Origin of the sequence: Agrobacterium burrii (assembly GCF_017313405.1) — a bacterium.
Lineage (GTDB): Bacteria > Pseudomonadota > Alphaproteobacteria > Rhizobiales > Rhizobiaceae > Agrobacterium > Agrobacterium burrii.
Window position 1 is genome coordinate 69,428 of sequence record NZ_JAFLNA010000018.1, and the last position, 12,046, is coordinate 81,473.

Consider the following 12,046-nt stretch of genomic DNA (forward strand, 5'->3'; position numbering starts at 1 on the left):
AAATCGGATTCAATTACTCTCATGACGCTCGAAACCAATCTTTCACGACGCGGCTTTCTTATTGTCTCTGCGTCGTCTGTTGCAATGCTGACGGGTTGCGCAACCTCATCACCCGAAGGCCGCATTGCCCCCATGCCGGCACTGGTCAAACGGCCCGTCGGCCCGCCAACCTCAGCTGAACTTGAAGCTATGTACGGGCCGCTTCAGGATGGTGGTTTTCTCATTCCCGCAACGCCATATCAGCAGATCGACCCGATATTCTATCGCCAGCGGGTTATCGATCCGACGGGAGAGGCGCCCGGAACCGTCATCGTCGATACGCCTTCACGTTTCCTCTATGTCGTAGAGCCGGGCGGAACCGCGATGCGATATGGCGTTGGCATCGGGCGCGATGGTTTTGCCTGGCAGGGAGATGGCGTCATACACTGGCGCCAGACTTGGCCGCGCTGGAAGCCACCGAACGAAATGGTTGCACGTCAACCTGAACTCAAACAATATTCAATAGAAAATGGCGGAATGGCAGGCGGTCTCGACAATCCGCTTGGGGCACGTGCGCTTTATATTTTCCAGAACGGACAAGACACACTCTATCGCCTCCACGGCAACAAGGATTGGCGCTCGGTCGGCAAGGCGGTGTCATCGGGCTGCGTGCGTCTGATCAACCAGGACGTCATTGATCTTTATGCCCGTGTCCCATTTAAGGCGAAGATTGTCGTCATGCAATGACGACCCGCAGGCACTGGCGGATCCTGCTTGGCGGCACTGTCGTTCTCATCCCGATTATCATTGCTTACGCAAGTTACGCTTACTGCGTCTTCCACGGAAAGGTTGACCCAGAGGAGGGCTATCATTGATGTTTGTTCGTATGCGCGCGCGGCAGTTGGGCTGGTTTGTCATCCTTTGGGCTTGCGGTGTTCTCAGGGTCGGATTGATGGGACTTGCAATCAAAATCTGGCTGGGAGCGTGAAGATGCCCTCCCACCCCCGTCGATCGCTCGAACACGTAATCACTCAGACTGTCGGCCCGTGCCAAACCATGATCTTCACATCAAGCCATCGCTTCTGGGTTGTCGGTTGTTTTGCCGGTGTCCTAGGGTTTGGCGCGCCACTTCTTGCTTCGCAACAAGCGGATCATGGAATCGATTACAAAACGCTGACGATCGAACACGCGGAGGTTATCAGGGGCATGAAAGGAATGCCCGATGTCGCCTATCTCACTATTTTCAATGGCAGTATCTCGGACAAGAGACTGACGCGGGTATCAATTCCTGGCTACAAAAATGCAATCCTGATGCAGAGGACGGACGGTGCTGGCACGGCTCGGCCGACGCCACTTACGCAGGCTTTCGTTGTCATACCGAAGCAGGCGGAGTTGTTCATGGGCCCTGATACGCTCTTCTTCGAACTCGAAGCCATGCTTGGTTTCCCTCAAGGCATGAGCATCGAAGCCGAATTCGATGATGGCAGCAGCCTTGTCGCGTCTTTGACGATCCGTGCGCCCGGTTCCAACCGCACCGATCATCATCATGGCGACGGAGATTGAAGTAACTGAGCGTAGGCCACTGAGCTGTTTCTTGAACAGAAGGAGCTTTCGATATTCATTACTTAACCAGATTTGATCTGCGTCATAATGCTCTGCTGTCATACTTACCGGGCGTTGACGTGTGTGGTTCACGTTTGACAAAATGAGAGTGTGAACGGGAAAAAATGGGCAAACGTTGCCGGTAAAGAGTTTCGGTTCGATCATGCAGACCATTTCGAAGAGACAGGCAAATACGCGATCAGGACGGCGCTGGGTCTTAAGTCATGGCTGAAAAAACTCCGGTCGTTGCTACAAGTGCAGTCAGCGTTTCGGATCTTAACTGATTTTCGCATTCTGCGGTTCGTTTCAACTTTGTGCGATACGTTGGCCGAAACTTCTGCCGCAATATACGAAACCGGAATTCTTCACATGCAAAATGCAAGTTATAAAATCTGTCTTGCCTCAGTCTCATTCTAACCCTGTCTTTCGTCATTCAGTCTCGTGCTTGTCTACAACAATGGCACGAGCTTTGGGATGGTTGCGGAACAATCCATCGTCGTTGCCGGATTGCTGCTACAGGCGTATCGGACGCCGATCATGCCAGAGGCAATTGCGGTGTGCACGAGTGCCGGTGGTGCAGCGGGAAATATTGCCAACCGTCTTTTGAACGGCGCCGTGACCAACTGTCTCGATTTTTATACAGGTGTATGGCACTCTTCGACGTTGCATTAGTCGCCGGAGCGGCGGCACTTGTATTCTTGTACTTCGCGCAACCGAAACCAGCGCGGAACGCATCGCCGCTTGAGAGCCGGGAAATTGCTGCCCATGGACGTCGGCTTGTGAGAAAGAACGCCGCAGATATCCGGGCCGCTCTTTACGACAATCGATCTTCCCGATTCTACGCCCTAGTGAATTATTTACTTGCACCTCTAGCCGCTAGAGCCTGTAAACCGGTTCGGCAGCGACTTTGCTGATGGTAATTTGCTGGAACGGCACCAACCGTTTCAGGCCCTCGTGGAAACGCAAAAATTCGAAATAGGATATGTTAGAGCATGAGGTTCGGGAAAACAGACGGCAGAAAATCAGCGTTTTACAGGCCGCAACTGGGCAGTGTCACGCTGAGTGTGTGTGTTGCCCTCTTCCTGCTTTTCACGAGCAACAGAACGTTCTGGTCGAAGGTCCATACCTATTTGGCACAAGAACCTACCTCCATTTTTACGCTCTACATTGCCATGATTGCCTTGTTCACTGCAGCGTTGACGGTGATCTCTACCAAATACGTGATTAAACCGTTTTTCATTTTTTTCGTCATGGCGTCCGCTGCGGCGTCCTGGTTCATGGATCAGTTTGGTGTCGTTATTGACAGCGATATGATGCGCAACGCTTATCAGACAACACCTGCCGAAGCACAGCATCTCATCACATGGGGCTTTGTGGGACATCTTGCCCTATTCGCATTTTTACCGATGGGTCTTATTCTTTGGGTTCGCGTGGTTCACAGGCCAATATTGGGGAAGATCGCTCACAATTGCGCTGTCATTGCGGGTTGTATGCTTGTCTTCACCGGCGCAGCAGTGTCCTATTCCGCGACCTACACTGCGGCTGTTCGTGAGCATCGAGATATCGCCAGGGCCTTGAACCCCGTGACGCCTCTCGTGAGTGTTGTAAAACTATTCACACAGGTCCAGGCCGAAGCTAAAATAGTTGCCCAACCGCTTGGACATGACGCGAAAGTCGTTCCACCGGTGAATGGCTCCCGCAAACCCCGAGTAACCGTTATTGTTGCAGGTGAAACAGCGCGTGCCCAGAATTTCTCGTTGGGTGGCTATCAACGTGAAACGAACCCGCTTCTCGCGAAACAGGACATCATTTACTTCCCGGAAACTTACAGTTGCGGGACAGCGACAGCGACGTCCTTGCCTTGCATGTTCTCCAAGTTCAAGCGAGTCGACTACACGCACGAAAAGGGTCTCGAAACCGAAACACTGGTCGATGTAATCGAGAATTCCGGTATCAAAGTTGAATGGTGGGACAACAGCACAGGCAGCAAGGGAATTGCCGACAGAATACCCTTCGTCAACCTGTCGGCATCGAACGATACACGTTACTGCAAGTTGGGCGAGTGTCAAGATGGCGTTTTTTTGGACAAGCTCGAGGCCTGGCTCCGCAATGTCAAACAGGACAGCGTCCTGGTTCTTCATCAAATGGGCAGTCATGGCCCCGCTTATTATCTACGCTATCCCGATGCCTTCCGGCGTTTCACTCCAGATTGCCGCACCGCCGAACTTGGAAACTGCAAGCCGGACGAAATCGTAAACACATACGACAATACAATCCTGTATACGGATTTCATACTCTCTAGTATCATAGAAGGATTGAAAGCGAGTTCAGAACGCGTCCAAGGGAGCATGATATATATGTCGGATCATGGCGAATCTCTAGGCGAGCAGGGGCTATACCTCCATGGTGCGCCCTATATGCTGGCACCGGATGTCCAAACCAAGATTCCCTTCGTGCTGTGGATGGATCGGCAGTTTGAGGAGTCAATGGGTGTTGACAGGGTTTGCTTGTCAAGCAACAGGAATTCCCCGCAGTCGCATGACAATCTTTTCAACAGTGTCCTGAGCATGATGAACATCAGTTCCAGCATCTACGATCGGTCACTCGATATCTTTGCTGAGTGCAAGCGATTCAATCCATCCTAGGAGCATCTACGCGACTGTGCGGGACGCCTCGAAAGTAAAGAAAAATGCGATTTATTGATTTGGTTGAGGATCGCACCAATTCCCGAGACTGCTTCCCATCCCGCATCAACGAGCGTGCAGCCTAGCGAAAATGAGAAAGGATCGTCGTGGTCTTTAGGTCGTTGGACAGGGCCCTGTCCTTCTGCGGACTGCCTCCGATAAGGAGTGGGACAGATTAAGACAGGCAACGTGTCTGATTACGGAGTTAGTACCCGGAGGCTTCAAAGGCCTTTTGTGATCACGAAACAACCAGTCCCCGAAGATGCCAGAATTTCGCTCCACACAAATACGAAGCGCTTAATAGAAAAATTTTGGCTGCGTTTCAGCTAGAGCGTTAGCGTATCAATGCGCTGACTGGAGACGCCTGCGATAAGTTAGCGCGATTGGGATCCACGCTCACTGATATTCAGAGAAGCGCTCCGAGTTTGTGAATACGTAAATACTGGGAAAATGCCTGACACCGCCCATCGACGTAGCCGGACTGCGTACAAAAACAGCTTTTTTCTAATCTCGGTGTTCGGGCATGTCATTAAGCTGATCTTTTTGTCCAAGTCGTGACCGCGTGGACATCGCCGCTTCGTCCCGCATGAAGTAAGAGGCACGCTGACTGGCTTCGCTCCAATCCCAAGGCCGCCCCCACGTCTATAACCTCAATCGATGCCAGCGTATGTCAGATCATGAAGGTTTCGCCATGGCCAAAAAGCCGAAGCCTTACGAGCCATCGAAGGTAAGATTCGGGCAGCTATGTCCCCGATTTGCTGCACCTGGGCACATGCTCGCTGATCGCGAACGGTACTCCAGTGTGTCACTCGAGACAACTGGCAGTCGAGAAGTCATCGGCGTGCGGATGGGCAGGCAGTCTTTGGTCACGACCATCATTGGTGTCACCGGGCTGTGGCCAGCAGTTCTTGCCGACACTGGAGCGACGGTGCTCGTCACCATGAACGCGCTGCGCCTGCTGCGCCCATTTCATTGAGTAAGAGGGTTTTCAGACGATATTTGCCGGGATATACCGCTCAGAGCCAGCGCCAAGGGTCTTTGGCACCAGGTGGAACTGTTTTAGCAAGAGCGCGGGTAGGCTCGCGAGAACGGAGTATACTTATGAATCTAAGGGTCGCTGCTTCTGGCGTGTTCGTGGCTCTCATTGCCGCGACAGGCGTTCCCGTCTCCTCCGACGCACATGACTTCAAGGCGGGCAGCCTTGAACTTAAACACCCTTGGTCGGCCAAGGCACCTCCGGTTGCACCCGTACTTGGCGCATATCTCGTGATCGTCAACACCGGAGAGGAAGCCGATCGGCTTGTTGGCGGCAGCACGCCCGCCGCCGAACGTCTGGAGCTACACGAGTCGACACTGGTCGATGGGGTCGCGCGCATGCGACCCGCGACGCAGGGCATCGAGATCCAAGCTGGGGAGACCGTGAAACTGCAACCGGGCGGAGCACACATCATGCTTGTGAACCCCAGGCAGCGCCCAGGCGAAGGAGAGAAATTCAAGGCTACTCTGCAGTTCGAGAGGGCGGGTCCCGTCGAGGTCGAGTTCGTGGTTCAGTCAAAGGCGGAGGCGCCGTCGGCTTCCCAAGACCATGGTGCCCACACCAAGCCGTGAATTAGCGCGAAAGCGGAGGTCGTCCGGGTCTGAATGTCTGAAGGTGTCTGCTGGGAACAGGACGGGCGCCTTCGTCAATTTCAAGATGGCGTTCATCGCGTGACCGATCCGCGGACAGGTGGCAGCGGCACACCCAAGGCCAGAGCCATAGCCATAGCCTGTTTTTCACTTCACGGCGTATCTGAGCAAACTAGCGTTTGTCCGATGGCGGTGATGAGATAGCTTCCCGCTCGTCGCCGAACCATTCATGGACGATGATCCCATGACCAATCAGTAGTTGACCAGCATCTGAGGGCCGGTTTCACCTCCGAACCGGGGCTTCACATCAAGCAAGGCGGCTGTTCTCTCGATGATCTCTTTGGTCATCGGAGCCGCGGTGGAAGCCGCGGTCCTTCCTCCGTTCACACCTGTTTTCGGCGCATCGATGATTGTCAGCACGACGTATCTCGGCTTGTCCATCGGAAAGCCCGCGACAAATGCGTTGAAGTTGATGTCGCTGGCATACCTGCCATTTATGACCTTGTCGGCAGTCCCGGTCTTTCCGCCCACATGAAAGCCTTCGACCTGGGCGCCTCGGCCAGAACCCTTGAGGCCGTTCCAGTTGTAGAGGAACCGCATGTCCGCACTGGTCTTCTCTTTGATGACGGCGCGGGAAACCAATGCTGCATCGTCTTTCGAACGTGGAAGGAAGGTGGGGTTCATCAGGTTGCCGCCGTTGATCAGAGCCGCGGCAGCAACGGCGGTCTGCAGTGGGGTGGTGGCTACGCCGTGACCGAACGAGATCGTGACGGAATTGATCTTCTTCCACGTTCGGGGTTGGGTAGGGGTCGCTACGCCGGGCATCTCCGTGTCCATCTTGGAAAGCAGCCCCAGTCTCGTAAGAAACTCCTTATGCCCCTCTATCCCGACCCTGTCGGCAACAGCCGCCGTTCCGATGTTCGATGAATACTGAAAAACCTCAGGGATCGATAGCGGTCGGTTCTTTCCCTTGAAGTCCTTGATCGTGAACCCACCCATACGGATGGGGCGGGACGCATCCACGACGGAATTCAAGGTGATCTTCTCCGCGTCCAGACCCATGGCAAGCGTAAAGCTTTTAAATGTTGAGCCCATCTCAAATGTGGCGTTGCTGATCCGGTTGAACCAGCCTTTTTCGTATTCCTTGTCGACCGAGCCATCGGGGAGGGTGCGCGAAGGCTGGTTCGGATCGTAGTCAGGAACGGAAGCCATAGCGATGACCTCTCCAGTTTCCACGTCGAGAATGACGGCACCAGCAGCTTCTGCCTGATAATTCGTAATCGCGCGCGCCGCGATTTCGCGAACGATATGCTGGACGCGGACGTCGATCGAAAGCCTCACAGGCTCGAGCCGCGTATCGTTCGTCAGGCCCGTCGCTCGAAGGTCGGCATACCCTTGCTGATCGATGTACCTCTCCATACCGGCAAGACCGAGGTTGTCGACATTGACATGGCCGACAATATGGGAGGCGGTGGCAGCACCCGGATAGAAGCGTCGCTTCTCCGGACGGAAACCTATGCCGGGAATCCCAAGCGCAAGAATATCAGACTGCTGCCGGGGCGTGAGCTGGCGGCGCAACCACTGAAAGCCGGAACCGGATCGGAGCTTCCTGTGCGTGTCGCTCCAGTCAAGGTTTGGCAGCACGGTTGCAAGTTTCTCCACAACCTCATCAGCGTCGACAATACGTCGCGGTTCCGCATAGAGCGACACGGTGTTGATATCAGTCGCTAGAAGCTCGCCGTTACGATCGAGAATGTCCGGGCGCGTTGCGACGGCATTGGCGCTGGGATGAATGGATCCCGTCACCACCGGGTCGGTCAGGCCATACTGGACGAGACGTGCGCCGACGACAATGTACATCACCGCAAAGCCTGCAATCAGGAAGGTCAGTCTTTGTCGACTGTCACGCTTGCGGCGTTCGGATGTACCGACAAAGGCTTTAGTAACAGGCTTAACCCTAGATTCCACACTGAAATGGGCGCGGCGGTTAAGCCGTACGATAAAACCTATCATATCTAACCGTCATCTCCGAAAGCATTGACCATGAGCAGCCCAGAACGTCCGCCGATGTGTAGTTTGCACCTGGCGGGTCTGAAACCAATCGAGGATTTGGCACGACACCAACCGCAATGAAGTTTGAATTAATATACACTTAAAATTGCATAAAACTGATTAACGTTTCGTTATCCTCGCCCGTCGTGGATGTTGATACGCAGCCCGTCGCGGAGCGGGAGAGACTGTCAAACGCAACACGATGTTTTCTGGAGGACTTCCAAATCCGGTCTTCGATCTGACCGGGGAAAGTGGATCATCACCAGCGAATTCAGGAAAATACCAGCGCTCAAGGCACCAAAGGATACCGTCTTGCCAACGCCGTCGATTAATGCGAATGATTTGCAATTGCAATATAGCAAGGGCTATGAAGGCGAGGCGGGGCTATGGACAAACCGATCAAAGGCTGGCGGCGGACCGTGGGTGAGGCATCTCTATCGGATGTTCACCGTTCCATCGGAGTTGCTGCGGGATCAGGAACCTTCCGCAGGGCAATGGCCTTTTTCGGCCCCGGCTATCTAGTTGCAGTTGGATACATGGATCCGGGCAACTGGGCGACGTCGCTGGCTGGTGGATCGAGGTTCGGATATGCGCTGCTCACTGTGGCACTTGTTTCGAACATTATGGCGATTGTCCTGCAGTCGCTCTGTGCGCGGCTTGCCATTGGCTCCGGGCGGGATCTGGCGCAGGCGTGTCGGGACGCTTTCCCCAAGCCAGTGGCTATGGTTTTGTGGCTGCTGGCCGAGATCGCCATCATCGCGACAGACATCGCCGAGGTGATCGGCACCGCGATCGGCCTCAACCTCATCTTCGGCATCCCGCTGGAACTAGGGGTGATCATCACCGCACTGGACGTTTTCCTGATCCTGTACCTTCAGAAGCTGGGCTTCCGTTGGGTCGAAGCGCTCGTCATAACGCTGCTCGGGGTGATCGCTGTCTGCTTCACCATCCAGATCGTGCTTGCCGATCCGGATTGGGGTCAGGTGATTCTCGGATTCGCGCCCACCACCGAGATCATCACCAACCCAGACATGCTCTATCTTGCGCTGGGCATCCTCGGCGCGACCGTCATGCCGCACAACCTCTATCTCCATTCTGGAATTGTGCAGACCCGCGACTACGGCCACACGCTGCCCGAGAAGCGCGAAGCTTTGAAGTTCGCGACGATCGACTCCACCGTCGCACTGATGTTCGCTTTGCTCGTCAACGCCTCCATCCTCATCCTTGCCGCGGCGACTTTCCACAAGACCGGACAGACGTCCGTTGCGGAACTGGGCGAAGCCCATAATCTGCTGGCTCCACTGCTGGGCCTTGCCATCGCTCCGACGCTGTTCGGGATCGCGCTTTTGTGCTGCGGCATCAATTCGACCGTGACCGCGACCCTTGCTGGCCAGATCGTCATGGAGGGGTTCCTCAAGATACAGCTAGCGCCGTGGCTTCGCCGCCTGATCACACGGGGGATAGCGATCATTCCCGCCGCAGGCGTCACCATCGCATTCGGAGACAGCGGCACCGGACAGCTACTGATCCTCACCCAGGTCGTCCTCAGTCTCCAGCTTTCCTTCGCAGTATTTCCGCTCGTGATGTTTACTTCTGATCGCGCGAAGATGGGGGAACTCAAGGCACCGCTTTGGCTCACGTCATTTGCCTGGCTCATTGCCGTGGTGATCGCCTTGCTGAACATCAAGCTGCTGTACGACTTCGTCGCGTAGTAGACATGAGTGGCGACTACGCGATCATCTCACCGTGAGTAAGTGGACGCTGTCCATCATCGTTTCGGTTTTCAATCGTGATCCGTGGTGCACATGTCATGATTGGCCAGCGCCCGGATCACGTAGCAGTCGCGCACCTGGTTGGAGTGGCAGTGTGTCGAAATCCGCTCGAGTTCTGCCTCTAGCTTCCTCAGCCGTTCGATCTTCTGTCGGACGGCGATGAGCTGTTTTGCCGCGATCCTGTCAGCCTCTTCGCATGGTTTCTCCGGATGCTGGCTGAGATCGATCAGTTCACGGATCGCTTCTATTGTCAGACCGAGATCGCGCGCATGCCGGATGAACGAGAGGCGTTCCTGCTCAGTTCTGGAATAGCGGCGTTGGTTGCCCTCCGAGCGCTCCGGCGGCGACAGAAGCCCCATCTGCTCGTAATATCTGATGGTTGGCACTTTCACACCGGTCGTCTTCGACAGGTCTCCAATAGTGAGCATCGATCCTCCATGCGGCACGAACAGGGCCGCGATATTGCAAAATGAGGATTTCCCCATGGTAAATCAAGTGAGTCCTTCGTGTCCGGCACAGCATGGTCCACCGTTGTCATCGGTAGGTCCCTACAATCATCATGTCGAGGGAGAACCGAGCTTCCTCGCACGCCAGTCCCTGAGCCATAGGAACGTCTCGATCCCGATCGCCACACCAAGTGCGATCGACGCGATCGAACCGACGATCGCTTCCAGCAGGTCGTGGCCCGTCACCCAGCAGACAACCGCGAGCGTAAGCTTCACAAAGGTGTAGCCCGCTACCGAGAAGACCGCGATACAGGATGCGGCGCAGGCGAATTTCATGGTCCGGTTTCTCATCGGGCAAAAATAGAACCCGGAGCACTGGATGGAAAATCAAGTTGTCGTGCAGTTCGTCCTCGAAACGATGCATTTTCGAGGGGCAGCCCTCTTGCACCTCAAGCAGCTAGAGGTCCTATGATTGCGGCGAATCGGTCAGTGGATGGGTGCTCGAGCATTCTCACTCGATAATGGAATCGTATTTAACCGGGAACACCGTCCTCGAACACGCTTGCCGGACGCAGTTCCCATGAACCAGGGCATAGAAACGCCGCATGACTTCGATGTCCAAGATGATCCGGGTACCTGGAGCATGTCTCATCCGCGCCGTTATCCGCCGAGTGGCTGCACTAGCCGTCGTCGGCGCTGCCCTGTCGGGTTGCGTCGTCTCCGACATGGCTCTCGACGACCTCTCTCAGGCGGCACCTCAGATTTCCGGGAAGCTGCTGACGGAGATGTCGAAGATGGGAATGAAACCCGAAAGCCCTGTGCTCGTCAGGATATTCAAGCAGGAGAGTGAGCTTGAGGTCTGGAAGATCAACGGGACCGGTCGCTATGCTCTGCTCAAGACCTACCCGATGTGCAGATGGTCTGGAAAGCTGGGTCCTAAGACTGCCAACGGCGACCGTCAGGCACCGGAAGGCTTCTACCACGTGTCCAGAGGGATGCTGAACCCCAAGTCCCAGTACTATGTATCCTTCAATCTCGGCTACCCGAACAGGCTGGAGGCCGCACTCGGCTACACGGGAGAAGCGCTCATGGTCCATGGTGCCTGCTCTTCCTCCGGATGCTATGCGTTGACCGATCAGGGCGTGGGTGAGATCTATGCAGTCGTCTCCAAGGCCCTCTCGTCCGGACAGGATCGTTTCCAGGTCCAGGCCTATCCTTATCGCATGACTGCTGAAAACATGGCGCTGCACAAGGATGACGAGAACCTGCCGTTCTGGCGGACGCTCAAGGAAGGCTACGATGCCTTCGAACTGACGAAGCAGCAGCCCAAGGTTTCAGTATGCGGTCGCCGCTACATGTTCAACACTGAGTTTGTCGGGGGCGAACCGCGTGATCCTCTGGCTGCTTGCCCGGTTGTCTCGGCCCCACAGGATCCGCAGCTCGTAGCGCGAATGGCTGTGGAGAAGAAGAAGGTCGATGCCGCAATGGCGGAGCGAGGCTCTGCGGTATCCGCGTACGTCGACGGCGGAATGCATCCCAGCTTCCGTGCGCTTCTCAAGAAGGACGGTGCCGAAAAGCTTGCGGCCCGCATATCGGGGATAAACTATCCGGTCAGCAGGCCAGACGCAGCGCTGGCCGATCCCTTCAAGGAAGTGCGGAAGCGTTCCGAGGCAGCGACGGCGACAGAGACGGGTGGAGATTGAACGTGGCCAAGCCCGATGATCGGATGCGCAGGGTGAAACGCAACAACTGGATCATGCTAGCGATCCTGGCGACATTCGTCGTAGCCGTTTTCTCCTACAGCTTCCTCCACATAGGTCGGGAGGCAAGGCCGGAGGGCGCAGGTGCTGTCACCTCGGCACGGCCGTGACCGGGTGTTGCGATG

12 protein-coding genes and 1 pseudogene are annotated in these 12,046 nt (G+C 55.4%); 10 read left to right on the forward strand and 3 right to left on the reverse strand.

The window, feature by feature from the left end; translation table 11 throughout:
• Positions 1-21: 21 nt before the first annotated feature.
• From JZX89_RS25555 to JZX89_RS25580, 7 genes and pseudogenes are all read left to right on the forward strand, one after another.
• Entirely contained in the window at positions 22-726 is a 705-nt protein-coding gene (locus tag JZX89_RS25555) for a L,D-transpeptidase (protein ID WP_173994600.1), read from the forward strand.
• A 23-nt stretch (positions 727-749) separates the two neighbouring features.
• A pseudogene (locus JZX89_RS28695) lies at positions 750-854 on the forward strand (ubiquinol oxidase subunit II); the annotation flags it as partial.
• A gap of 181 nt (positions 855-1,035) precedes the next feature.
• Complete coding sequence (locus tag JZX89_RS25560) at positions 1,036-1,542, forward strand: copper chaperone PCu(A)C (RefSeq protein WP_207135747.1); 507 nt, start codon at positions 1,036-1,038, stop codon at positions 1,540-1,542.
• Positions 1,543-2,022: 480 nt separating this feature from the next.
• Positions 2,023-2,253, forward strand: coding sequence for a signal peptidase II (locus tag JZX89_RS28925; protein ID WP_173994598.1), 231 nt, complete (start codon positions 2,023-2,025; stop codon positions 2,251-2,253).
• Between the two features lie 320 nt (positions 2,254-2,573).
• Positions 2,574-4,226 (forward strand): phosphoethanolamine transferase, encoded by a 1,653-nt coding sequence (locus JZX89_RS25570; protein WP_173994597.1) that lies wholly within the window; start codon positions 2,574-2,576, stop codon positions 4,224-4,226.
• 730 nt (positions 4,227-4,956) lie between these two features.
• The gene (locus JZX89_RS25575) at positions 4,957-5,241 is read left to right on the forward strand and encodes a hypothetical protein (RefSeq protein ID WP_173994527.1); all 285 of its coding nucleotides are present in this window, start codon (positions 4,957-4,959) and stop codon (positions 5,239-5,241) included.
• Between the two features lie 125 nt (positions 5,242-5,366).
• A complete protein-coding gene (locus JZX89_RS25580) occupies positions 5,367-5,873 on the forward strand; it encodes a copper chaperone PCu(A)C (RefSeq protein ID WP_173994596.1) in 507 nt (168 codons plus the stop codon).
• A 270-nt stretch (positions 5,874-6,143) separates the two neighbouring features.
• Here JZX89_RS25580 and JZX89_RS25585 read toward each other — a convergent pair whose 3' ends face one another.
• Positions 6,144-7,904 carry a peptidoglycan D,D-transpeptidase FtsI family protein gene (locus tag JZX89_RS25585; protein WP_173994595.1) on the reverse strand — a complete coding sequence of 587 codons (1,761 nt, stop codon included), beginning with the start codon at positions 7,902-7,904 and terminating at the stop codon, positions 6,144-6,146.
• 425 nt (positions 7,905-8,329) lie between these two features.
• Between JZX89_RS25585 and JZX89_RS25590 the strand changes: the two genes are divergently transcribed.
• Entirely contained in the window at positions 8,330-9,655 is a 1,326-nt protein-coding gene (locus JZX89_RS25590; RefSeq protein WP_173994594.1) for an Nramp family divalent metal transporter, read from the forward strand.
• A 71-nt stretch (positions 9,656-9,726) separates the two neighbouring features.
• Here the strand turns inward: JZX89_RS25590 and JZX89_RS25595 are convergent, their stop codons facing one another.
• The gene (locus tag JZX89_RS25595) at positions 9,727-10,143 is read right to left on the reverse strand and encodes a MerR family transcriptional regulator (RefSeq protein WP_113493521.1); all 417 of its coding nucleotides are present in this window, start codon (positions 10,141-10,143) and stop codon (positions 9,727-9,729) included.
• A 129-nt stretch (positions 10,144-10,272) separates the two neighbouring features.
• Positions 10,273-10,497: a hypothetical protein gene (locus JZX89_RS25600; RefSeq protein WP_173994593.1), complete on the reverse strand. Its 225-nt coding sequence runs from the start codon at positions 10,495-10,497 to the stop codon at positions 10,273-10,275.
• A gap of 278 nt (positions 10,498-10,775) precedes the next feature.
• Here JZX89_RS25600 and JZX89_RS25605 point away from each other — a divergent pair, with 278 nt between their 5' ends.
• Complete coding sequence (locus JZX89_RS25605; protein WP_234900267.1) at positions 10,776-11,864, forward strand: L,D-transpeptidase family protein; 1,089 nt, start codon at positions 10,776-10,778, stop codon at positions 11,862-11,864.
• 2 nt (positions 11,865-11,866) lie between these two features.
• Positions 11,867-12,031 carry a hypothetical protein gene (locus JZX89_RS25610; RefSeq protein WP_173994592.1) on the forward strand — a complete coding sequence of 55 codons (165 nt, stop codon included), beginning with the start codon at positions 11,867-11,869 and terminating at the stop codon, positions 12,029-12,031.
• Positions 12,032-12,046: the final 15 nt, after the last annotated feature.